Annotated in this window: 18 protein-coding genes; 8 read left to right on the top strand and 10 right to left on the bottom strand. The window is 42.3% G+C overall.

The window, feature by feature from the left end; all coding sequences use genetic code 11:
• The first annotated feature begins 37 nt into the window (after window positions 1–37).
• The gene (locus BLQ81_RS08520; RefSeq protein WP_092729537.1) at window positions 38–1,171 is read left to right on the top strand and encodes an efflux RND transporter periplasmic adaptor subunit; all 1,134 of its coding nucleotides are present in this window, start codon (window positions 38–40) and stop codon (window positions 1,169–1,171) included.
• Between the two features lie 3 nt (window positions 1,172–1,174).
• Entirely contained in the window at window positions 1,175–4,579 is a 3,405-nt protein-coding gene (locus BLQ81_RS08525) for an efflux RND transporter permease subunit (RefSeq protein ID WP_092729538.1), read from the top strand.
• 179 nt (window positions 4,580–4,758) lie between these two features.
• Here the strand turns inward: BLQ81_RS08525 and BLQ81_RS08530 are convergent, their stop codons facing one another.
• A complete protein-coding gene (locus BLQ81_RS08530) occupies window positions 4,759–6,231 on the bottom strand; it encodes an alpha-amylase (RefSeq protein WP_092729624.1) in 1,473 nt (490 codons plus the stop codon).
• A gap of 317 nt (window positions 6,232–6,548) precedes the next feature.
• Between BLQ81_RS08530 and BLQ81_RS08535 the strand changes: the two genes are divergently transcribed.
• A complete protein-coding gene (locus BLQ81_RS08535; protein WP_245693212.1) occupies window positions 6,549–6,863 on the top strand; it encodes an STAS/SEC14 domain-containing protein in 315 nt (104 codons plus the stop codon).
• Between the two features lie 183 nt (window positions 6,864–7,046).
• Here the strand turns inward: BLQ81_RS08535 and BLQ81_RS08540 are convergent, their stop codons facing one another.
• Window positions 7,047–10,346, bottom strand: coding sequence for a ligand-binding sensor domain-containing protein (locus tag BLQ81_RS08540; protein ID WP_092729539.1), 3,300 nt, complete (start codon window positions 10,344–10,346; stop codon window positions 7,047–7,049).
• Between the two features lie 668 nt (window positions 10,347–11,014).
• Window positions 11,015–11,299 (bottom strand): hypothetical protein, encoded by a 285-nt coding sequence (locus BLQ81_RS08545; protein WP_092729540.1) that lies wholly within the window; start codon window positions 11,297–11,299, stop codon window positions 11,015–11,017.
• Between BLQ81_RS08545 and BLQ81_RS08550 the strand changes: the two genes are divergently transcribed.
• On the top strand, window positions 11,300–11,872 hold the full coding sequence (locus BLQ81_RS08550) for a hemerythrin domain-containing protein (RefSeq protein ID WP_092729541.1): 573 nt from the start codon (window positions 11,300–11,302) through the stop codon (window positions 11,870–11,872). It abuts the gene before it with no gap.
• Window positions 11,873–11,946: 74 nt separating this feature from the next.
• Here the strand turns inward: BLQ81_RS08550 and BLQ81_RS08555 are convergent, their stop codons facing one another.
• The 6 genes from BLQ81_RS08555 to BLQ81_RS21965 all read right to left on the bottom strand — a co-directional run bounded on the left by BLQ81_RS08555 (window position 11,947) and on the right by BLQ81_RS21965 (window position 15,841).
• The gene (locus tag BLQ81_RS08555) at window positions 11,947–12,345 is read right to left on the bottom strand and encodes a DUF2784 domain-containing protein (RefSeq protein WP_092729625.1); all 399 of its coding nucleotides are present in this window, start codon (window positions 12,343–12,345) and stop codon (window positions 11,947–11,949) included.
• Between the two features lie 874 nt (window positions 12,346–13,219).
• A complete protein-coding gene (locus tag BLQ81_RS08560; protein ID WP_092729542.1) occupies window positions 13,220–13,987 on the bottom strand; it encodes an SAM-dependent methyltransferase in 768 nt (255 codons plus the stop codon).
• A 154-nt stretch (window positions 13,988–14,141) separates the two neighbouring features.
• On the bottom strand, window positions 14,142–14,705 hold the full coding sequence (locus BLQ81_RS08565) for an IS66 family transposase (RefSeq protein WP_092729543.1): 564 nt from the start codon (window positions 14,703–14,705) through the stop codon (window positions 14,142–14,144).
• A 142-nt stretch (window positions 14,706–14,847) separates the two neighbouring features.
• Entirely contained in the window at window positions 14,848–15,183 is a 336-nt protein-coding gene (tnpB, locus tag BLQ81_RS08570) for an IS66 family insertion sequence element accessory protein TnpB (RefSeq protein ID WP_217636658.1), read from the bottom strand.
• Window positions 15,184–15,193: 10 nt separating this feature from the next.
• The gene (gene tnpA, locus BLQ81_RS08575; RefSeq protein WP_092729545.1) at window positions 15,194–15,472 is read right to left on the bottom strand and encodes an IS66 family insertion sequence element accessory protein TnpA; all 279 of its coding nucleotides are present in this window, start codon (window positions 15,470–15,472) and stop codon (window positions 15,194–15,196) included.
• Window positions 15,473–15,631: 159 nt separating this feature from the next.
• Entirely contained in the window at window positions 15,632–15,841 is a 210-nt protein-coding gene (locus BLQ81_RS21965; RefSeq protein ID WP_139183595.1) for a hypothetical protein, read from the bottom strand.
• A gap of 166 nt (window positions 15,842–16,007) precedes the next feature.
• On the opposite strand from BLQ81_RS21965, the gene BLQ81_RS08580 reads away from it, so the two are divergent.
• From BLQ81_RS08580 to BLQ81_RS08595, 4 genes are all read left to right on the top strand, one after another.
• Window positions 16,008–16,358, top strand: a complete 351-nt coding sequence (locus BLQ81_RS08580) for a hypothetical protein (protein ID WP_092729546.1) — start codon at window positions 16,008–16,010, stop codon at window positions 16,356–16,358.
• A 75-nt stretch (window positions 16,359–16,433) separates the two neighbouring features.
• The gene (locus tag BLQ81_RS08585) at window positions 16,434–17,624 is read left to right on the top strand and encodes an efflux RND transporter periplasmic adaptor subunit (protein WP_245693213.1); all 1,191 of its coding nucleotides are present in this window, start codon (window positions 16,434–16,436) and stop codon (window positions 17,622–17,624) included.
• A gap of 25 nt (window positions 17,625–17,649) precedes the next feature.
• A complete protein-coding gene (locus BLQ81_RS08590) occupies window positions 17,650–20,817 on the top strand; it encodes an efflux RND transporter permease subunit (RefSeq protein WP_092729547.1) in 3,168 nt (1,055 codons plus the stop codon).
• A 102-nt stretch (window positions 20,818–20,919) separates the two neighbouring features.
• Entirely contained in the window at window positions 20,920–22,359 is a 1,440-nt protein-coding gene (locus BLQ81_RS08595; protein WP_092729548.1) for a TolC family protein, read from the top strand.
• A gap of 474 nt (window positions 22,360–22,833) precedes the next feature.
• Here the strand turns inward: BLQ81_RS08595 and BLQ81_RS08600 are convergent, their stop codons facing one another.
• Entirely contained in the window at window positions 22,834–23,448 is a 615-nt protein-coding gene (locus tag BLQ81_RS08600) for a hypothetical protein (RefSeq protein WP_139183596.1), read from the bottom strand.
• Between the last annotated feature and the right edge of the window lie 235 nt (window positions 23,449–23,683).

The following is a 23,683-nucleotide window of genomic DNA, read 5'->3' on the forward strand; positions in this document are numbered from 1 at the left end:
CAACTTATTATTCCTCATTCAAAATTATCTTCTTGATATGAAATCTATACTTAAATTTTTCCCAGTACTCATCCTTGCAGGGATAGTAATTTCCTGCTCTCAGGAAGAAGGCGTAGAAGCCAAGAAAACGAAGCTTTCCGGACTCAGGGACCAAGTCGGCGAGCTGAACAGTGAAATCAAAATGTTGGAAGCTGAAATTTCTAAGCTTGATCCTGATTTTGCCAAGGCAAATAAAAAGTCCATTCTTATTACTACTGTTGCTGCTCGCAAAGGGGAGTTTACACATTATGTGGAAGTCACCGGCTCGGTACTTTCCAAGAAAAACGTAAGTATCAGTGCTGAAACTTCAGGAAGAATACTTGAAGTCCCGGTCATGGAAGGCATGCGGGTGAGCAAGGGTCAAATCCTGGCCAAGATTGATGCTGAATCTATTCAGCGAAATCTGGAAGAAATGGAAAACTCTTTGGAATTGGCCGCTACCATTTTCCAAAAGCAAGAACGCCTCTGGAAACAAAAAATCGGCACAGAAATTCAGTACTTGGAAGCAAAAAACCGGAAAGAGGGCTTGGAGAAAAATTTGGCTTCTATGAAGACACAATTGGACAAGTCCTACGTCAGAGCCCCATTCAATGGTACAATCGAAACCGTACAAGTTAGGATGGGCGAACTGGTTCAGCCTGGGGTACCCATGTTTGAGTTTGTAGGGGAAAGTGACTTATTCATTCAGGCGGATGTATCGGAAAATTACATAGGGGTTTTGGCTAAAGGGGACACTGTCAACATAGAATTTCCTTCGATCCATAAATCCCTGTCCAGCCGGGTATCTTCCATAGGGGGAATCATCAATCCCAATAATAGAACTTTCAAACTGGAAGTCGCTTTGCCTAACATGTCAGACCTTAAGCCAAATATGATTTCAGTATTGAAAATCCGTGATTATCGCAATTCAAACAGTGTACTGATACCCGCTCATTTGATATTGGCTGATACGAAAGGTGACTATGTATTCGTCGTTGAAAATCAAACTGCGCAAAAGAAGTACGTGAAGCGGGGACTTACTGCCGGTGACGAAACAGAAATATTGGAAGGGTTGTCAGGTACCGAAATATTGGTAGACAAAGGATTCCGAGAGGTCGGAGATAATTTCAGTGTCAATATTGCTCAATTGTAATTTATGACTAATACTCCTAAATCCGGTATTATTCGGGAATTTGGACTGTCTAGTTTCAGTGTAGACAACTCCACATCCGTGGTTATTTTAACGCTGATTATTACGGTTCTTGGCCTAGGGGCATATCGAACCATGCCCAAGGAAAGTTTTCCTGAAATCGTCATTCCTACCGTTTATATCGGCACGCCTTATCCGGGCAATTCACCGGTAGATATTGAAAACCTGATAACTAGACCGATCGAAAAGGAACTGAAGTCGATTAATAATGTGAAATTCATTAAGTCAACTTCAGTTCAGGATTTTTCTTCTATTGTAGTGGAGTTTAACCCCGGCATTCAGATTTCAAAGGCGATCCAAGATGTCAAGGATGCGGTCGATAAATCCAAAAGCGAGCTTCCAACTGATCTCGATCAGGATCCGAATGTAGTTGAAATCAATACTTCTGATTTCCCGATCATGAATGTGAACCTTTCGGGGCCTTATTCAGAGCAGGAACTGAAGAAGTTTGGAGAATATTTGGAGGATGCGATCGAAAAGCTCCCGGAAATTTCAAAAGCGGACTTGGCGGGAACGATCGAGCGGGAAATCCAGATCAATGCCAATCCCTATAAAATGGAAGCGGTCGGCGTGAGTTTTGGAGACATCTCCGGCGCTATTCAGGCCGAGAACTTGACTATCTCGGGAGGAAGTATTAAAAGCGGGGATTTCGAGCGGAGCCTTCGAATAGATGGAGAATTTACAAATCCCAATGAATTGCTGGACATCATCGTGAAGAACGATCAACAAAAGATCGTCTACTTGAGAGATGTAGCCGAAATCAAGGACACCTTCAAAGACCGGACTTCCTATGCCCGAAGCAAAAACCTGCCGGTGGTCACGATCAATGTCACCAAGCGTAGTGGGGAAAACCTCCTGGATGCTGCCGATAAGATTAAAACCATCATCGCAACCACCAAAGCCAACCGCTTTCCCCAGGATCTTGAGATTACCATTACCAATGATCAGAGTAAGCAAACCCGAACTCAGGTAAGTGATCTGGAAAATTCAATCATTTTTGGGATTATCTTGGTTGTCTTGGTTTTGATGTTTTTCATGGGTTTCCGAAACGCCCTTTTTGTGGGTTCGGCGATCCCACTTTCCATGTTCATTTCCTTTTTGATATTGAATTCCTTTGGGATTACACTCAATTTGATGGTGCTTTTCTCCTTGATCCTTGCTTTGGGGATGTTGGTGGATAATGGTATCGTGGTGGTGGAAAATGTTTACCGCTTGATGCAGGAAGGTAAACCTGCCATCAGAGCTGCAAAAGAAGGAGTAGGAGAAGTGGCTTGGCCGATTATCACTTCTACAGCCACAACTTTGGCGGCCTTTCTTCCTTTGGCGTTTTGGGATGATTTAGTTGGGGAGTTTATGAAATTCCTTCCGATTACGCTGATCATTGTACTTTCATCTTCCCTTTTTGTAGCCTTGGTGATCAATCCGGTGATGACGGCCATGTTTATGAAGATTGACGAATTGGGGATAGAAAAGCCAAAGCAGAAATCAATTATCATAGCGGGCGTTTTCCTGATCTTATCGACAATTTTCTTTTTGATAGGTTGGACAGCTTTTGGATCTTTGGCCTTGGTTGCCTCCGTGTTGACGATGTTCAATGTGTTCTTATTGAGAAAGGCGATCAGATGGTTTCAGACAGTTTTTCTGGTCAAACTTGAAAATGCCTATGAATCCACACTCCAGTTTGCGCTGCATGGCAAAAAGCCTTACCTGTTTTTTGGAGGAATTTTCGCATTGCTTATTTTATCACTTGCCTTGTTGGTGATTCGATCTCCCAAAGTGCTCTTTTTCCCAGATAATCAGCCACAATTGGTCAATGTGTTTATAGAGTTTCCAATCGGGACCGACATCAATGCGACTAATACCTTTGTAGATATGATGGAGGATGAAATGTTGATTGCATTGGAGCCATACAGTAATATTTTGGAATCTGTGATCACACAGGTGGGTGAAGGAACCGGAGATCCTACAGAAGGTCCAAGTCAGCAAGCTACTCCGCACAAAGCTAAAATTACAATTGGGTTTGTAGACTACATCAATAGACAAGGCATCAATACCAATGGTGCCATGGAAGCGATCCGTGATTTGGTTGAGAAATATCCTGGCGTCCTCATTACAGTGGATAAGCAGCGAAATGGGCCGCCGGTAGGCAAGGCTGTCAATATTGAATTTGTAGGGGAAAATTATGAACAGTTGATCGCTTTCGTAGCGGATACCAAAGAATACCTGGAGTCCAACAATATTCCGGGCTTGGAGGAACTGAAGTCTGACCTTTCTTTGGGAAGCCCCGAAGTAGTGATTCAAATTGATCGAGAGAAAGCCAGAAGATTTGGCTTGTCCACCTCTCAGATTGCCACCGAATTGCGGACATCTCTTTTTGGACTGGATGTATCAAAATACAAAGAGGGAGAAGAGGACTTCCCTATTCAACTACGCCTTTCCGAAGAATATCGGTATGACATCAATACCCTTGTTAACAAGAAAATAGGCTTTAGAGATAAGTTTGGAGATAAGAGAGAAGTACCCATCTCGGCAGTCGCATCTATTGAGTATGGATCAACCTATGGATCGGTGAAACGAAAGGATCTGGAAAAGGCAATCACGCTATTTTCGAATGTTCTCGACGGATACAATCCTACCGAGATTAATAATAAGATCAAAGAATTGATGGAAAACTACACAATCCCTGACGGCTTATCAGTCAAATTCACGGGAGAGCAAGAAGAGCAAGCGAAGTCAATGGCCTTTTTGCTCAATGCGCTCATGATTGCAGTGTCTTTGATTTTCTTAATCATTGTGGCTCAATTTAATTCTGTGATCAGTCCTTTTATCATCATGACTTCGGTACTGTTGAGTACAATAGGGGTGTTTTTGGGATTAGTTATTTTCAACATGGACTTTGTGGTGATTATGACCGGAATAGGAATTATCTCCCTGGCAGGGGTGGTTGTAAACAATGCGATTGTACTCATTGATTACACCAATTTGGTAAGGGAGAGGAAGCGGGAGGAAAAAGGGATAAAAGAAGGAGCGTTTTTAGAATACGAAGATTTGTTGTCCAGTATTATCGAAGCAGGCAAGACACGACTTCGTCCTGTTTTACTCACAGCGATCACCACAGTACTTGGATTGATCCCGCTTGCGATTGGCATGAACATCAATTTTGGGACTTTATTGACGGAATTTGACCCCCAATTTTATGTGGGAGGAGATAATGCAGCCTTTTGGGGACCGATGGCTTGGACTGTGATTTTTGGGTTAACCTTTGCAACAATCATTACGTTAGTCATCGTACCAGTCATGTATTTGCTGGCGGACAAACTCGCAATGAGGCTCCGCAATCTCAAAGAATGATTGATTTAAGGTTGGTGGTTTTTTTTGACAAAACCTCCGGGACAATGTTCCGGGGGTTTTTTGTTTTTTACCGATTAGACATGGAAACTTAGATTTGATTCAGGGTCAAAATCGGATTTTTAGACCGTAAATGCGAGAATAAGTTGAATTTTTCAGGGAATTCAAGTTGACTCCTTTTTTTACCTCGGAAGCCAAACCGAAACTGATCCTGCATTGCACCTAAACTCCCCCCAACCGGATTCGTTTGTCCACACGTCTTCCTGAATTTGATTTGTCAAATCATAATATTGCGTATTGGCCGAGCCTGTTTCCATGTGTTTGGTGGCATAATCGCCTGAACTTAGCAGTACTGCCATTCCGGTTGGATTCCGTTCATTGCTTGACCGTGTCCAACCGATGCATGTTGGGTCGTCCAAATAGTCATATTGCGGGCCATAGCAGAAGGTATTGCGCGCATACAGGAAGCCATTCAATAGATCCTGATGGCTAGCCATCCAGATTTCATAGTCCTGTCCGTCTTTTCCCTGATCGGAGTAATGCGCCCCATAGTAATCTGCCGCAAAAATGCAGGGATAGCCTGACTGACGTAATAAAATAAGCGCATAAGCCAAGGGCTTAAACCATTCTTCAACGACAGACTCCAATTCCTGCAGCGGCTGCGTATCGTGATTGCTTACGAATGTGACTGCCAAGTCCGGATGATCTTTGACGAGCGTAGTGTCAAAAATAGTCCGCAAATCAAAGGAAGAGCCATCCTTGCTGGCTCTTGCAAAATTGTAATGGAGATTGACATCAAATAACATCATGTTGCCATCTGTAACTTCTATAAACTGCTTGATGGCTTCACTGTGTCCCGTCCAGTATTCACTGACTACGAACAGATTTTCCCCGGATTTTTCGCGCAAATGCCTGATCCAATCCAGCATAAAGCCAAATTCCAGATGCTTCATCGCATCGAATCGGAATCCATTTACCCCTGTAGTCTCCAAGTACCACTCACCCCAATAAAACAACTCCTGCCGCACATCCGGATTTTTGGTGTCTATATTGCAGCCCATTAGAAAGTCCACATTGCCTTCGGCCGGATCTTCTTCGCCAAATGTCTTCCCGTCAAAAAGAAAAACTGCCTCCATTTCCTGATCATACATATTACGGTCGGTGGCTGAAAAATGCCACCAGTGCCATTGGAGTTCCGAATATTTTCCATTTCGGCCGGGAAAAGTAAAATTAGTCCAAGCCATAATCTCCTGCTTTTCGGCGATTGGCTCGTTGTGGTTGGTAGGACTATAGGGTGTGGCCAAAAATTTTTCTTCCGCATCTCCTCCCATTTTGTGATTAAAAACAATATCAGCATAGACCTCAATTCCCGCTGATTGTGCAGTTTTGATTGCATTGAGGTATTCATCACGAGTTCCGTATTTGGTGCGAACACTGCCTTTTTGATCAAATTCACCCAAGTCAAAAAGGTCATAAACACCATATCCGGTGTCGTATCCCCCATTTGCCCCCTTGTATGCGGGAGGCAACCAAAGTGCGGTAATTCCGGCCTCTGAAAGGGTTTGGGCACTTTCTTCCAATTGTTTCCACAGACTTCCGTCACCCTGGGTGTACCAATGGAAAAACTGCATCATTACTCCGTTTTGTTCAGACATGTCTTTTTGATAGGGGTTGGTTTCGCTCGGGTGAAAAATCAGATGCTCAGAAAGCAAAAAATCTAAACGAACACGATAGAAATGGTTTGTTAAAGGGACTTGAGATAAACTTCATGCGGAAAATTCCTTGCAGGTTTTGTTCGCTCAATGCCACTTAACTTATACTCCATTGTAGGGATTTAGTTTGTTCCTTGGGACCTATCGTTTCCATGCCGGTTTATCATGTATCAGATGCATGTCTTTCAGTTTCATTGAAAGGAAAGAGAATGGTCTCAATTTTATCAAAAACTCTTTGACCCAAATCCTGTTTGAAAAGCATGGAACCCTACGCAATCATCGATGAATCCTCATTTCCAATCGTAAGAATTGGTTTTACCGGAAATAAAAGTACAGATGAAAACTTCCAAACCTACCTGGATCAAACCAAAGCTTGCTATCGGAATGAAAAGAGATTGTCCATCATCTTTGATGCGTCCAAAGCCAGCATTCCTTCTCTTTCTCAGCAAAAAATGCAGGCAAGCTGGCTCAGGGAAAACAAGGATCTGATGCAGCATTACTGTGCCGGAACAGCCTACATCATTCCCAATGCCGCCATCCGGGCTATTTTGAAAATGATCTTTTCGCTTCAATAGCAGCCGGTTCCTTACAAAATATTTGAAACTTCGGAGGAAGCTGAGGATTGGGTGAAAGGGTTGTGAATGTTCCCCTGAGTTTCCAGCTGCAAAAGGCACCAATGCATGGAGTTCAAATCATGCTCTGTCAGGTGCTATTCTGGAATTTTGATTATCCTACTAGCTGTCGAGAGCGATTGGGTGCTATACAGCTACTTCTGCATGCTCTTTCTTGCTGAGAGAAAAATGGAAGGTACTGCCCTCCCCAAGTTTACTTTCTGCCCAAATTTTACCAAAGTGTTTTTTGATTATTTCCTGGCAGAGTACCAATCCCAATCCTGTGCCCATTTCGCCCATCGTACCTGATTTTTGGAATTTTGATTTTGAAAACAGTTTGTTGAGCATCTCTTCATTCATTCCCGTGCCATAGTCCTTGACGGACGTGATAATGGCTCCGGATTTTTCCCTGACAGAGATTTCTATTTTGGAATTTTGATCAGAAAACTTGATAGCATTGGATATCAGGTTTCTTACCACAGTCTGGATCATATTCTGGTCAGCATGGACTAATACATTTTCTGAAAATAATTTCTCCAGGGTGATTTTTTTATAGTCAGCCTGGGAAGAAACCATGGCTATGGCTTTATCTACCAGTTGATTCATGTCAATCACTTCGGTTTTCACCTCAAATAGCTTCGTTTCCTTGATTGCCCATTGTAAAAGGTTTTCCAAGAGATTATGGGTGTTTCGTGAGACGTTCAGGAGATACCGGATATTCTCCAAGTGCTCGATATTTTGAGTGTTTTGAAATTCTTCCTCCAGGAGTTCCATATAGCCTATGATGGAGAAAAATGGATTTCTCAGGTCATGCCCAATGATACTAAGGAGTTTGTCCTTTTCATTGATGTGCTTCTTGAGTTCGCTGTTTGCATGCTTGAGCATGGTGGTTCGCTCTTCAACGGTGTTTTCAAGCTGCTTATTTCGATCCTTGATGGCTCGGATTCGCAGTTTATAGGCAAGAATTAAAATGCCTGTCAACATAAGTGCCGTGATGACCACAAACCAGGTGGTTTTCCAAAATGGCGGGGTAATGACTAAGACCAAAGAGGTGCCAACTTCATTCCATAAGCCATCATTGTTGGCAGCTTTGACTCGAAATATATAGGTGCCGGGGTTTAAGTTGGTGTAGGTGGCATTTCGCTGAGCGCCCACATAGTTCCATTCTTTTTCAAATCCCTCCAAAATATAAGCATACTGGTTTTGCTCCGGGTGGGTATAATTCAATGCTATAAAATCAAAGGTCAGCACGTTTTCCCGATGGGAGAGGGTAAGAGTATCAGTGGCGGAGATATGTTTTTGCAAAGGTGAATCAGGCGCTTTATAATTTACACGTTGATTAAAAAGCTTGAGATCGGTCAGGTAAACTTGAGGGAGATGGGGATTGGACGCCAAGTGATCGGGATGGAAAAGATTGAATCCATTCATTCCCCCAAAAAGTAATTCGCCATTTCTGGTTTTGAGGACCGAATACCTGGAAAATTCATTTCCCTGTAAGCCGTCGTATCGATCAAAATTTGTGAAAACCTGTTGGACCGGATCAAATTTTGAAATCCCCTTAATGGTCCCTATCCACAAAAAACCGCTATCATCTTCCACAATCGAGTTGATTTCATTCACAGGCAATCCATCCTTTTGGTGATAGGTGAAGAAATTATCTTCTTCAGCCATATAACGTGAAAGCCCCCTGTCTGTCGCTATCCAAATAGTTTGATTTCGGTCCTCGAAAATCTGCCGAATAGAATTGCTTGGCAGGCTTTTAGGATCTGATTCAGTCGGATGGTAGACTTTGAACTTTCCTTTTGCCTTGTCTTCCGGATGTATCTTATTCAAACCGGATTGGGTCCCGATCCAAAGATTTTTTTTGCTGTCTTCGAAAAGGCGAAGTATCTGACTGGAAGAAATCCCACCTAAATCACTGTCATTTTTATCAAATAGCCTGAGCTCTTTCGTTTTTAAATCATAGCGGTACAAACCCTCATCGAAAGCCGCTACCCAAATGTAGTTTGAATCAAAATGAACATCGAAAACATGCTGGATAGGATATTTTTCATTTTTGATCCATTCTTTGAAGTTGATGAAATCCCCTTTTTTCTCATCCAGTAAAATATTGAGTCCACCCCCCCAGGTACCTACCCAAAGTTTTCCATCCGGATCTTCATTTAGGCTGATGACGGCATCAGCGCTCAGAGATTTCGGGTTTTGAGGATCATTTTTAAAGATTTTAAATGTACCCCTCGATGGATCATAATAATTCAGTCCACCGCCATCAGTGGCTACCCAGATGTTTCCGCTTTTTGCTTCCAAAAATTCCCTGATGATGTCATTATTCAAGCTTTCCGGATTTAATTGATTTTTGAAAAAGTGGGTGAACTTGGAAGCATGGGGATCTGCCAGGTTGATGCCGGATTGGGCGGTGCCTACCCAATATCGATCCTGATTATCCTGAAAGATATTCCAGATCGAATTATGAGTAAGGCTTTTAGGGTCTTTCGGATCATGCAGATATCTGTAAAAGGTATCTTTTTCTTTATTGTAAAGGTGAAGTCCTCCATTTTCATTACAGCTCCAGAGTTTGCCTTTTTGATCTATGTAGAGCTTATAAATATTATTATTGAATAAACTCAGCGGATTTACCGGATCATGGAGATACCTGACAAAGCTAACCTTGTCCTCTTCCACAACCATCTTGTTCAGTCCCTGACTTCTGGCCCCTACCCAAAGATTTCCTTCAGGATCCATGACGACGGTTTTTAGATTATTCGAGCTGATAGATCTGGGATTGGCAGGGTCATGCTGGTAAGATGTGGTATGTTTGGTTCGAGTGTTTAACTTGACCAAGCCACTATTTAAAGTTGCCAGCCATAATACCTCACCTTCACCTGCTGCCATACCATTTATAGCTACGATTCCTTCGACTTTATAAGGCAAAAATTGCTGCTGCTGTCGATCAAAAAAGAATAAGCCCGAAGCAATACTGGAGACCCATATTGTTCCCTTTTCATCTTCTAGGATAGTATTGACCAAATTATTTTCCCCACCCTGTACCGGATTGTCGGACTTGAGATTGAACCTTGTAAAATCATCGGTTTTCCTGTTATATTGTGCTACTCCACTGCCAGTTCCGATCCACAATTGATTCCTGCTGTCCTCATAGATGGAACCAATGTAATTATCGTTGATGCTCGTGGAATCCGTGCTTGTGGAATATACCGTAAAACCCAAGCCCTCATATCGGTGAAGACCACTGAAAGTTCCCACCCAAATAAAGCCAAATTTGTCCTGATTTATAGTGGATATCCGGTTGTTGATCAATCCTTCGAAGATTCGTTGGAATTTCAGATCAGGTCGTTCTTCGAGTTTTTGGCACTGTACACTTGTCACTGACAGGGACAGCAAGGCCAAAAAACACAAGGTCCATCGACACAGGTTGTTTATTAATGGCATAGATTCTGATTTCTTGAAAAACTTCCTTTTCAAGCAGGTTTTTGGGTAATTATTGGGCGATACCTAAGCGAAATCAAGGAAAATTTCCCTTAACTGACATTAGTACAGGCGAATGTATAATTTATGCAGATTGAAACCTAAACGCGGGTTTCATAAACCAATCCAAAAAATCAGCCCTTAATCCGCAAGTTTTTTCTCCAAAAAGTCATACTTGGTTCGATTCTCAATTTTTTGTCATTTAGGAAAATTCAATAAGGATAAACTTATTCGAGATGTCAGAAACCATTTTTTTATATAGATCTGAAAATGAGAGTTTCAAACCGGAAAGTTTAGATTTAATTTAAAATAAGATGTTTTGATCTTTTTTTTGAATTTCTAAGGGTTGAAAAAATCATTGTTTGATTCGTTAAATTCAAAAATCGCTAAGTTATGTAAACAAGTGACCTAGCCTTGATTGAGTACAAGTTCAAAACTTCCCCAAATTTATCCAGCGATGGGGGATCAATCCATTAGCAGAGAGATTTGAATCTTAACCAAAATATTCAATTTGCCAGGGTCTGTCCGGACACAAAGACTCCGGCCGCAGTTCGGGTTTGAAAGCTAAATTCAATAACAAAAAAATCCCCGGAATTGCCCGGGGATTGATATTCAAGAAATATGTCAGGCGATTACTCGTCTGCCATTTTAAATGAAAAATCTGTTAACATAATCAGGTATTCTTTTCTACTTGGATTATAGCTCACCCTGTATTTGGAAGGATAGAAGCCGTATACCTGAAAATGTGTGGGTAGAGGAATTTCATCCAGATGGCTTGGTTTGCTCTTGATATAATCCAAGGTGATCATCGGCTCCATAAATGCCACTTTCTCCTTGTAAGTGCCATCTATAAAAGTTCTGGTAAAGGTTTCACCTGCAAGTTCTGGACTTAAGGGATTTATCCAATGAACTCCCATATGAGGTACTCTTCCCGGAAGCTGAATATAGGGGGAGGGAATGTATTTGGGCATGAATTTCTGGAAGCAATAATTACCAAGCTGGACAAGAAGGCGGAGCAGTTATCGGTCGAGAGTACTCCCACTGAATTTTTGGATTTCTTTTTAGATATATCCGACTTCCATTCGAAATACCTTGCCCACATGCTTATGGAGGAGAGGGAGGTTCTAAAAGCCATTTGGGCCAATTTTACAGATGAAGAATTAATTGTCCAGCATCACAGGATCCTGTCTTCCTTTACTCCTGAAAAAATCCTGAGATGGTTTAGGTTTATCGTTCCTGCATTAAATCCCCAGGAAAGAAAAATTGTCCATGGCGGGATGAAAGCAATTGCACCGAAAGTGTTTTTCAATGAGCTTTTGGAAGTGATAAAAGCTGAAATGCTTGAATTCGCCTTTGCCAACTTGGTGAAATCACCGGAAGAAAAAGATTTGTCAAATCCATTAGCCTTGGATGCGCTGCTATTTTTTGGTCGTCCGGAGATTTCCGTACGTTTTTTTAAAATCCCTTTTTCGTATTCCGCCCATTTTTGAATTAAATGGTTTTTTTTGTGATTTTATTCGGCATTAGGACAATGCTTTACCCAGGCGAGGATACGGGATGATTTTCATTTATTCCCTTTTTTGTAGCCATACCACCAATTTTTCAAATTCAGAAAAATGCTGCAAAAAAGGGCACTGAAAAATACTAGGGCTGTGCCTGTATCTACCAGATGTGTAGGCAAATTTATTCCTGTCAATTTCAGAATAAGGAAATGGATGTAGGAATCTGACAGATTTTGATAACCCAACAACTCACGGACTTCCCAATGCCAGTCCGTGCAGAAACAATATCCCCAACCATACCAAATTCCAAGGATGAACCACGAAAATGCCGTCAGCGCTAATGTGGACAGGTTCAGCAAACGCCAGCGTGGGACCAGCCATCCGAAAATATTGAACAGAATGAAAATAGTGTGGAAGGAAAAAAAGAAAATATCAAGGAGGTGGAGGGAGAAGTCTGACATCGCGAAAAATACTAAGTTTTCAAATGATCTGGTATCTCCAATGTTTTCAAACCGATCAATTATCAAAGGAGTAGTGTTCAATTGCAAATTCCGCTCCAAAAAAACTTATCCAAGGGTTTGGGATATCCTACAAGCTGTTGAGGTTTTCATTCTTTGCCTCGAAGTTTAGGTAAAGAGTAAGGTTTAAAAAAATCCGGGTCAGGTATTGGCAGATTATTTAATAATATATATGCTGGATGCCAGGAGTGGTTTGTCTGTCCCGACTAGATATCCAAACCAATTTTTTATTGGCTGAACGTTTCGATCGTTCGAGTATTGGCAATCTGAAAACTAGGCCTGACCTAATGCCATTACCACTCTCAGATGGGAGGCAGTTAAAGGCCATCCTAGGATTTCCTGAGCATATTTCAGGTAGGAAGGAACCAAAACTTGTTTGGGATACCGGTCCTTTTTATTGCCAAATCAGAGATGATTTAGTGATTTTTCAGCTGCATTGGCCTAAGAGAAACCAAATGACCGCAAAAACTACAATGGTACTGATGCAACCGCCACCGAGTTTTTTGGCACCATAACCTGCGATCAAAGCCTTGAAAATATTGTTCATGTGTTTTTTTGAGTTTGTTGTAATTTATGCTTTTAATCCCGTGCCAAAGTTGAATTTGTCTGCCTAATTGAGCAAGGATTAGGTTTGCGAGGGTCCAAGGGATCAAAAAAACGGGAATAATCTATTCACATTGGGAATAATTTGGTAAGGTGTAGAATCAGGGAAAAGGAAAACCAGGCCAAGGCCTGCGCCAATCTATTCTCGGTTTTGGGGGATTTCCTTAATTGAAAAATGGAGTTTCGTGTTCAATACATTTACCAACTCCCTTGCTCACCCCTCTTTCTCAGCAACGATGTAAACTTGCCGGTCACCAAGTTTAAAATTCGTTTTGGTTGTTGAACTGTAAGTTGCAATTGTACGCAACCCATGTAATTGCAGGAGCCGAATTACTTCTCCTAAAGTAAATACATAGTGCTTAAATGAATGCTCCTCAGATCTTCCTTCCTTTTTATAGAGAAGGTCACTTGTCATGTAACCTTCATCGGCAAAATAGGTGTTGGTGACCTCCATTGAGATAGTATCAACTGTATAAGATTTATTTTGAGCGTAGTTCAGGAAATTTGGTAATATGCTTTCAGCTACCATACCCGAGTTTATTATAAATTTTGAACCTGGCATAAGGCAAGCAGATACCTTTTCGACAAATAAGCTCATCTTTTCAATGGAGAAATACCCGAAGCTATTTCCCATGCAAATGGCTGCTGAAAACGACGTATTCAGCCGAACAGAAAGAATATCAGCTTGAATTACTTTAATATCCAGACCGCTGGAATTAATTTTATCGGAAAGACTAGAAATAAATTTCTCAGAAATGTCCACACCAGTGACATGATAGCCTCTTTTTGCAAGTTCAATGGCATGTCTACCATTGCCGCAAGGTATGTCAAGTATAGATTGACCTGGCTGGAGGTTTAATTCACTTAATAAAAAATCAACCTCCTGAAGTGTTAGATCAATTGGGATTGCTTTTTCCCAAATTTCACAATTGATTCCCTTAAAGAAATCTTCATACCAGCTATCGGAAATTTCATTTTTCATGGTAGTGGTATTGTTTACGATGTATCCACCCGGCCAAGTACATTATCACTTAGACTGATTTTTTTCTAGGAACAATTTATTATTTTTTGGGCAGGAGTTCGTGTATTTTATGGATGTTTGTGTCCATAATATTGTCGAAGACGTATTTGAGCCATTACTGTGGGTTTACCTCTTCGGTTTTACACATGGCAAAAAAAGAATAGATCATCGCTGCCCGCTGAGCTGCATTGTGCGATCCTGCGAACAGGTAGTTTTTCCGTCCCAGGGCTACGGGTCTGATTTTGTTCTCGACGGGATTGTTGTCGATTTCAAGTACCCCGTCCATGAGGTAGTTTGACAGCTCTTTCCATCTGGACATGGTATAGGCCATTGCTTTACCGATGGCACTTTTTGGAAGTGTCTGGGCATAGTTTTCAGTCAGCCATTTGGAGAAGGCTTCCAATACAGGCAGGGCCTTGTCCAGCCGATAAGCTTTTCTGTCTTTTGGAGTTAGCTTCTTTTCCCTGCAATGGGCCTCGATCTCATAGAGTTTTCCGATAAAGACCAGTGCCTGTTCGGCCCTTCCAGCTTTTCGATGCGCTGATCCTTGGAATCCAGCTCCTTTTCCCGCTCGCCCAACAGGGCGATGAGTTCGGCAGTGGAGAGCTTGTCCAGGGGTTTGTTCATACACCGAAAATAATACCCCGGAAGAAGCGGTCAAAGCATTGGTTTCCCACACAAACCGTGGATAAACAACCCATCAGGGCTGATTTTTGACTTACCGCACAAAAGGTCGTCCCGTTGCCACGGGAGCCTGTTTCACATCCAAAAACCTGAACGGCGGTCGATAAAAAAGGGGTAAAAACCCTGAAAAAAAATTCTCAGGGTACGGTAAATCCGGGAAGCTGGCGGGATTCCAGAATCCGGATGCCCTCGACTATCAGCACCAGTGAACTCCACGGGAGTTTACCGCCACCTTCCATTCCTTCGGGAGGCCGGAAATTGCCTTTTTCCAGACGCTTGTAGTAGATCACCAGTCCTCCGGCTTCCCAGTGGAGCAGCTTGACCAGGGTACGGCTGCGGTTTAGGAAAATGTACACTTCCCCGGACAGCGGATCCCGATCCAGTGAATTGCGGATCAGACCGCAGAGTCCGTCAAAACCTTTCCGCATGTCCACCGCCCCGCCGAAAAGAAAGAACCGGTGCGAAGATCCCAAGGCAAACATCTTACAGCTTGACCAGCAGTTGAAGCAGTGAAAGGTCCTGGATGCCCCGTATCCTCACCCCATTGGGATAGACTGCCTCAAGACCGTCAGAAGGCAAAGTAGGGGTCACTTCGGTAAAACCGGATGAGATAGGCGTAGCTCCGGCTCCTACTTTCCGGTACCAGTAGGAGAACGTGGGCAGCTTGATATTCCCCCGCTGACAGAATTCACGTTGGGTAAAACCACTGGATTTGAAGGAAGCTACCATCGCTTCCATTTCTTGTTGACTCGCTCTTTTCATCGGTTTGTCTTTTTAAACAAACCTATGGGTTCAAGTCAAATCAGAAAATATGAAGTTTCTCGGGGGGATACGGATTAACTATTACTTCAAGTTTCACAAATGGACAACGGATGGACAACGGATGGACAACGGATGGACAACGGATGGACAACGGTAGGATTATGGTATTGGCTGAAAAGGAAACTGATAGAGTGGAAGATGGCTCAGAAACGGAGAATGGGTAAAAGAAAAGCGATCAGGTGGCTGGAAAAGGTCTACTGAGGAAAGCCAAATCTCTTCGCCCACTGGCAATTGGTACCACCAACTCTTGGTAAAAACAGGAACCCTGACTTTGGAAGCGTCCGCCGCGGCGGAGAGACTATCACGCACGGTGCTGTGAGAGGTTTGGGGTGAAATCCCACTTAACTACTCGACAAAATAATGATAATCAATTGGGAACTAATTTACTTTGTGTACAGTTGTCGGATTGATTTATAGAATCTATGTCCGACAATAGCCCAACAACCGTATACACCTTATTCCGGCGATTGAAAATATGAAATGGTTCTTAAGGTTTGCTCTTTTCTTTATCTGTCATGGTGCCTATACTGTTGGGGACAATACTCCCGAATTATCTGGAATTAGCCACTATTCGAAAGCAGATTTACAAACTGAAACATTGGGTGTTTTTCAGTTTGATTCTTCTGATTTAATCCCTGCTGAAGCTAGGGTTAGGTCTACTTCAAATTCTTCACAAAGAATAAAGGATGACCGAGAATTTGATAAGGTCGAAATACACGGTCTGATTTTTCTGACTTGTAGAATTGCTAAATCCTATTGTGAAATTCATATTGATAAATATTTAAAACAACTCATTCAGTATACCATCCAGGTCAACGCCCCCTGACCGAATTTTTCACCTTCCTTTTTTATCATCAGACAATAGCCCTGATGTCGCTCTATATTATTTATCTCTAAACTTATGAAAACTGAAAAACTCACTGTGTTTTCCGGAGTGAAAACATTTGTTATAACTCTGTATATTCCCCTGATGTCCCTAATGGTTTTTGGAGGAACATTGTCTTCTTGTACTAAAGGAAATTCAAAAAATAAAATAGAAAAAGAGGTGCTAAATATTCCTGTATTGGAATTGCAGCCTCAGTCTGTGGAAGTTCCACAAACCTATATTGCTGATATTCAGGCAATACAGTTTGTTGAAGTTCGTTCCAAAGTCGCCGGATTTGTAGATCGTATTTTTGTGGATGAAGGTCAATATGTGAAGAAAGGACAAACCCTTTTTCAGCTTTCCTCCACAGAATACAGCGAAATGGTGAACTCTGCTAGGGCGAATTTGGCAGGAGCAAAAGCAGAGCAGTCTGCTTCAAAGGTAGAGATTGAGCGTCTTGAGATTTTGGTCAATAAAAAGATCATTTCTCCATCTGAACTTGAACTGGCGAAATCTAAAAAAGCAGTGGCTGACTCCCAAATCGCAGAGGCAGAATCCATGCTAAAGAATGCCCAAACCGGCCTTTCTTACACCACGGTAAAAGCGCCATTTGATGGAATTGTGGACCGCATTCCACATAAAACCGGAAGCTTGGTGACTGAAAATGACCTATTGACTTCCATTACCGACATTTCTTCGGTCTTTGCTTATTACAAGGTTAACGAAAACGAATACCTAACCTTTATGCGAAATAAAATTGAGGGCGGAGCAGATGCTTTTTCAGAAAAGTTGACTTTATTCCTATCTGACGGGGAAATGTACCCTCATAAGGGAAAGCTTGAGACAACCGAAGGAGATATAGAATCAGGGACAGGTTCGATCGGTTTCCGCGTGCGATTCCCGAATCCTGATAATTTGATCAAGCACGGTGCCTCCGGTAAAATCCAGATGATGTCTAAATTGGATCAGGTATTTTTGATCCCTCAAAAATCCACTTTCGAAATCCAGGATTTCACTTATGTGTATGTAGTTGATAAGGAAGACACAGTGAAAGTGAGAAGCTTCAAGCCGATTCATCGATACAAGAACTTTTACATAGCAGAAGGATTTGAGCCAGGTGATAGGATTGTTTTTGAAGGCATTCAACAGGTGAAAGACGGAACAAAGGTGGTTCCTCAGTCTGTGGCGGCAGCTGACGTGTATCCCGATTTTCTAGGCCCCCGTTGATCTGACCCTATAACTTACCCAAAACATGCTGGAATTATTTATCAGGAGACCGATTCTCTCCACCGTCATTTCTGTGTTCATTACTTTGCTGGGTATTTTGGCGCTGACTTCGCTTCCGATCACCCAGTTTCCTGATATCGTGCCGCCTGCCGTGACGGTAACAGCCCGATATACAGGTGCCAATGCGGAAGTATTGGCAAAAGCAGTAGCTACTCCACTTGAGCGCGCCATCAACGGAGTCCCGGGGATGGAGTACATGACTTCTGTCAATACCAACGACGGTATTTCACTGATCAACATCGTCTTTAAGGTAGGAACTGATCCCGATCAGGCTGCTGTAAACGTACAAAACCGTGTGGCGACTGTTTTGGATGAACTTCCCGAGGAAGTAATCCGTGCAGGGGTGCAGACGGAAAAGGAAGTAAACTCCATGCTTCTTTACCTCAACCTGACTTCTTCTGATTCTGCTCAGGATGAAAAATTTGTGTACAACTTTGCTGATATCAATATCCTTCCAGAGTTGAAGCGAATCGATGGAGTAGGTCGTGCCGAAATCATGGGTATGAAGGACTACGCGATGCGGGTTTGGTTGAAGCCTGACCGATTGGCTGCTTATGATCTTTCTCCTCAGGATGTGACTGAAGCCATTCGTGCTCAAAACGTAGAAGCGGCTCCCGGTAAATCCGGTATCTCTTCTGACCGGGATCCCCAAGCCTTGCAGTATGTTTTGAAGTACACGGGAAAATTCAATCAAGAGGAACAATATAGAAATATCACGCTAAAAGCTTTGCCTGACGGTTCTCTGTTGAAGTTGAAGGATGTGGCAGATATCGAATTTGATGCTTTGGAATATTCCATGGTTTCTATGACCGACGGAAAGCCCTCCGCTTCCATCATGATCAAGCAACGTCCGGGTTCCAATGCCCGAGAGGTAATTTCCAATATCAAAACTAAGATGGAAGAGATTGAGGAATCTTCTTTTCCTCCCGGGATGACTTTCAATGTGTCGTATGATGTCAGCCGATTTTTGGATGCTTCGATTTATGAAGTGATGAAAACCTTGATTGAGGCCTTTTTGCTGGTATTCATTGTGGTATTCTTGTTCTTGCAGGATTTCAGATCTACCCTGATCCCGGCCATTGCAGTACCGGTTTCCTTGGTGGGTACCCTCTTTTTTATGCAGCTGTTTGGTTTCTCGATCAACTTGCTTACCCTTTTTGCTTTGGTTCTGTCCATCGGTATTGTGGTGGATAATGCCATTGTGGTCGTGGAAGCCGTACACGTAAAAATGCATGAACTGAAGATGAACGCGCTTGATGCTACCATCGCAGCGATGAAAGAAATCGGAGGAGCGATTGTAGCCATTACCCTTGTTATGTCTGCAGTATTTATTCCGGTGAGTTTCCTTTCCGGTCCGGTGGGGATTTTCTACCGTCAGTTTTCCCTGACTTTAGCAATTGCAATCGTAATCTCGGGAATCAATGCCTTGACCCTCTCCCCAGCACTTTGTGCCATGATGCTCAAGCCGGTGCATCATGCAGAAAAGGGACATGAAAATGCACTTCAGAAGTTTTTCAATGGCTTTAATGCCAAATACGATGCCCTTGCGGGAAAATATCTGGGTGTGATAAAAAGTATTGCCAACCGAAAGTCTATAACTTTTGGAGCTCTGGTATTGTTTTTTGTACTGACATATGGGATGCTTTCGATTGTTCCAACCGGATTTATTCCGAATGAAGATCAAGGAATGATTTATATCAACGTGACTACTCCTCCAGGCGCTACGGTGGACCGGACCTCAGAAATCATGAATCAAGTGCAGGCAGCTTTGCTTCCACTGGAAGAAGTGGAGACGGTGTCTACCTTGGCGGGATATTCTCTATTGACTGAAACTGCTGGTGCTTCCTACGGCATGGGTATGATTAACTTGGCACCTTGGGACAATAGAAAAATGGATGTGAATGCTTTGATGGCAGATTATGCAGAGCGGACTTCCCATATAAAAGGTGCTGAAATTCAGTTTTTGGCTCCTCCGCCTGTTCCGGGATTTGGTAATGCATCAGGTTTTGAACTTCGGCTTCAGGATCAATCCGGGGCTGATTTGGATAATATGTCACGGGTGAATGAGGAATTTATCCAAGCACTCAATGACCGTCCGGAAATCAATGGAGCCTTTACCAATTTTGACCTGAGTTTTCCTCAATTCTTGTTGAGTGTAGATCACGACAAGGCAGCCAAGCTTGGCATTTCTGTCAATGATGCGATGGAGACGCTTCAGAGCTACATCGGTTCTTATTACGCTTCCAATTTCATTCGCTATGGTATGATGTATAAGGTCATGATTCAGGCTTCTCCGGAATACAGAACATCTCCCGAGTCTATTTTAGATATGTATGCGAAAAATAAGGATGGGGAAATGGTGCCTTACTCCAACTTTGTAAGCCTTGAACGTGTCTATGGCCCGGAGCAATTGACCCGATACAACATGTTTACTTCCGCCTTGATTTCAGGGGATGCCGCTTCTGGTTATTCTTCAGGTGATGCGATTAAAGCTGTAGAGGAAGTAGCGGCAGAAGTATTGCCTAGAGGGTATGACATTGACTGGTCCGGAATTACCAGAGAGCAGATTGCCTCAGGTAACCAAGCGGTTTACATTTTCCTAATCTGTCTGGTTTTTGTATACCTGCTGCTTGCTGCGCAATACGAAAGCTACATGCTTCCTTTACCAGTGATTTTGTCACTTCCTGCAGGGATTTTCGGTTCCTATTTCTTCCTTTGGCTGGTAGGTCTTCAAAACGACATCTATGCACAGGTTTCTCTTGTCATGCTCATCGGTTTGCTAGGAAAAAATGCCATCCTGATCATCGAGATTGCGATTCAGAACCGAAATAAGGGAATTTCTATCCTTCAAAGTGCGATCAATGGTGGGGTGGAGCGTCTTCGGCCTATCCTGATGACCTCTTTTGCTTTCATCTGTGGTCTGATTCCTTTGACTATCGCTTCAGGTGCAGGTGCGATCGGTAACCGTACCATCGGAACTGCAGCAGCCGGCGGGATGCTTATAGGAACTGTAATAGGGATATTCCTTATTCCGGGGTTGTATGTGGTGTTTGAAACCATCGATTCCCGACTCAAAGAGAAAAAGGCTAAAAAGCTACAAACCATACCATTTAATCAGGAAGTCCACGCATAAAACCAAGCATAGATCAAACCCTTCTAATTTTAAGGGTTTGGTCAATTGTGAGATTTTCCCGATATCCACAGTTAGGCCTTTTGAAGAACAAGACATATACAAATGAAAAATATAACTTCTTTATTACTCCTTGGGCTGATTGTGGCTTCAGGGTGTAAGGTAAGTGAGGTATCCCAACTTGAATCTTCGATTCAGTTTCCTGCCGAATTTAATGGGACAGATATTGATACCGCTGCCTCTATTGCACAGATTTCTTGGGAGAATTACTTCAGAGATCCCCGATTGAAGACCTTGATCGGTAGTGCCCTGACTCATAATCAGGATAATCTGATGACCTTACAACGCATCAATGCAGCCCGAGCTTCTCTTTTGGCAGCCAAGGCTGGAGTTTTACCGTCTGTCTCAGGTATGGCAGGTGCCTCTCAACGTAAGTTCGGTGAATACACCATGGATGGAGTCGGTAATTTTGATTCCAACCTTTCTTTGGCAGTTCCTGAAGATAAGCGTATTCCGGATCCTTACAAGGATTTTATTATCGGAACAAGTTTTGAATGGGAATTGGATGTATGGGGCAAGCTGAGAAACCGTAAACGGGCAGCTGTTTCCCGCTATTTGGCATCAGAGGAATTTTCAAAAAGTGTCCAAACCTGGTTGGTGTCGGAAGTGGCAAGTACCTACTACGAACTATTGGCGATTGATGCTGAAATTCAGGTCTTGAATGAGAATATTATACTTCAAGAATTGGCCTTGGAACTTATCACAGAGTTGAAAGAAGGAGGAAGAGCCAATCAATTGGCAATTGATCAATTTGAAGCATTGGTTTTGAACTCCAAATCCCTGTTGGAGGCAAAGCTTCGTGAACAGAAAACGTCAGAATATGGATTAACTCGACTGGTGGGTACAATAGAAATACCTTTGGATCGAATCGAATTGGACAGTGCAGTGGAAAGACCAAGTGTATTGGAAATAGGCCTTCCTGCTCAGCTGCTCCAATACCGTCCTGATGTGAAGGAAGCCGAATATAGCCTTCAGGCTACCAAATTTGACGTTTCTGTTGCTAAAGCTGCTTTCTATCCTTCCATCAATCTCTTTGGGATGGCAGGATTCAATGCCTTTGAATTTTCCAAATTGTTCTTCAATCCGGCTTCTACGATGTACCAATTTGGAGCGGGTCTTGCTTTGCCGATTTTCAATAGACGGCAGATTCAAACTGAATTTGACTTGGCTAAAACGCATCAACAGATTGCATTGCTTGACTATGAAAAACGTACGCTCAATGCTTATTTGGAAGTCTTGGATTTGGTCAATCAGATTAGAACTTTCGAGAATCAGCTGGAATTGAAGGAAAAAGAAGTATTGGTTTTGCAGCGATCGATTAACAATTCCAATACGCTTTTTTCTGTGGGATACGCCAATTACTTGGAAGTAATCAATGCCCAAAGCCGTGCCTTGGAATCGGCCATCGAATTGGCGGATCTGAAAGCTTCCCGACTTCAGTCTCAAGTTCAGCTTTATCGGGCTTTGGGTGGAGGGTGGAATTGAGCCTAATAAAGGAAAAGGGATCATTCAGGTCCCTTTTTTTTACCTTGATTAAATGCTATGTCTTTAGGGACTAACAAAACATTTTTTCAAATTGATTATAAATAATCTGTATGTCCGCTTTCTTGCCAGTAGCCATAGGAAATAAGGATAGAAGTCCGATGAGACGAGCTGTGGACTGTGGAAGGTCGTCTGTCGACGATTATCCGCTTTTTGCAATTTCAATTTTAGCAAACTGGTAGAATTGCGGATAATCAAAATAAATAATATGATTATACGCTATTCTGCCAGTAAGCAAATTTAATGACTCATTTGGGCCGGATGTCGGGTGTCCGATGTCCGATGAAGCCTAACTTTTGGTGTTTTTAGGTAATTTTAAGTCTATTCAAAAGCTACTGGCAAAGTCCCGTACATACATATTCAATTTTTATTCGAATCGATTTGATATCAAAAGCGTCGAAAATCTGATTTTTGATCCTACAAATACTCAAATCTCCCACTTCCATTCTGCCGGAGGGTTTTATAGAAGGGGGTGAATGGCTCTTTCAAATTTAATTTCATCAATTGGCTAGAATCTGCCTTGATGTCAATTTCATTTTTAAGTAAGTCCGTATCCTCAAGGAGAGGGGCCTTTGAATTGCAAATAAATTTGGCGGAAGTATTCGCCGATCTGCTGTAGAGTAAAATTCCTAATTCGGCCTCAAACACCTCACTTACAAAGTGAAAATGCTTTTTCCGAGCACCTTTGTCGTATCCCATTTTTTCCCAAAGAGCCCTCAGTTCTTCTTCTATATAGGCAATGGGCAAAAAAGCATGCCTTAAATTCTCCAATTTGCAATACACCGATTTTGCCCTCGAAAAGGTAATATTAGCCTGATGGGCTAATATTGGGCTGCTGTTTTGTTGATTGGAAAACTCTAGGTTGAAATTGCTTTTCGATATAAACTCAAACTCACTTTTCGGGCCGTATTCAATTTTGTCCTCGATTCCTTCCCGGGATATGAAATCAAAGACATTCATTACTTTCCGATGGTTTCTCTTATCCATTTCAAAAACATCCCCAATAGAGATTTTCTGGTTGAAAAAATTCACAAAGGTATTTTGACCTTTAAGGATTCGATAAGCTTTTTTTGCTGTAGAGCTGCTCTTTTAGTCGTTCATTCATTTTGGGATCATTCAATAAATCCTCAATCGTCTGTTTTTTTCTCATCTCGTGTGAATTTAGCAGACACACTTTAATGAACAGCCTCACAATGCCGACCAATAGCTTAAAAAGAAATTAAATAAAACATGACGCTAAAAAATGTAGGAAAAATTACTTGCTATT

Source organism: Algoriphagus alkaliphilus (genome assembly GCF_900103735.1).
Taxonomy (GTDB): Bacteria; Bacteroidota; Bacteroidia; order Cytophagales; family Cyclobacteriaceae; genus Algoriphagus; species Algoriphagus alkaliphilus.

Excerpts from the sequence above, each read along its gene's own strand:
- BLQ81_RS08520 (WP_092729537.1), top strand. The coding sequence starts at position 38 with ATGAAATCTATACTTAAATTTTTCCCAGTACTCATCCTTGCAGGGATA.
- BLQ81_RS08525 (WP_092729538.1), top strand. The coding sequence starts at position 1,175 with ATGACTAATACTCCTAAATCCGGTATTATTCGGGAATTTGGACTGTCT.
- BLQ81_RS08530 (WP_092729624.1), bottom strand. The coding sequence starts at position 6,231 with ATGTCTGAACAAAACGGAGTAATGATGCAGTTTTTCCATTGGTACACC.
- BLQ81_RS08535 (WP_245693212.1), top strand. The coding sequence starts at position 6,549 with ATGGAACCCTACGCAATCATCGATGAATCCTCATTTCCAATCGTAAGA.
- BLQ81_RS08540 (WP_092729539.1), bottom strand. The coding sequence starts at position 10,346 with ATGCCATTAATAAACAACCTGTGTCGATGGACCTTGTGTTTTTTGGCC.
- BLQ81_RS08545 (WP_092729540.1), bottom strand. The coding sequence starts at position 11,299 with ATGGGAGTTCATTGGATAAATCCCTTAAGTCCAGAACTTGCAGGTGAA.
- BLQ81_RS08550 (WP_092729541.1), top strand. The coding sequence starts at position 11,300 with ATGAGGTACTCTTCCCGGAAGCTGAATATAGGGGGAGGGAATGTATTT.
- BLQ81_RS08555 (WP_092729625.1), bottom strand. The coding sequence starts at position 12,345 with ATGTCAGACTTCTCCCTCCACCTCCTTGATATTTTCTTTTTTTCCTTC.
- BLQ81_RS08560 (WP_092729542.1), bottom strand. The coding sequence starts at position 13,987 with ATGAAAAATGAAATTTCCGATAGCTGGTATGAAGATTTCTTTAAGGGA.
- tnpA (WP_092729545.1), bottom strand. The coding sequence starts at position 15,472 with ATGAAAAGAGCGAGTCAACAAGAAATGGAAGCGATGGTAGCTTCCTTC.
- BLQ81_RS08580 (WP_092729546.1), top strand. The coding sequence starts at position 16,008 with ATGAAATGGTTCTTAAGGTTTGCTCTTTTCTTTATCTGTCATGGTGCC.
- BLQ81_RS08585 (WP_245693213.1), top strand. The coding sequence starts at position 16,434 with ATGAAAACTGAAAAACTCACTGTGTTTTCCGGAGTGAAAACATTTGTT.
- BLQ81_RS08590 (WP_092729547.1), top strand. The coding sequence starts at position 17,650 with ATGCTGGAATTATTTATCAGGAGACCGATTCTCTCCACCGTCATTTCT.
- BLQ81_RS08595 (WP_092729548.1), top strand. The coding sequence starts at position 20,920 with ATGAAAAATATAACTTCTTTATTACTCCTTGGGCTGATTGTGGCTTCA.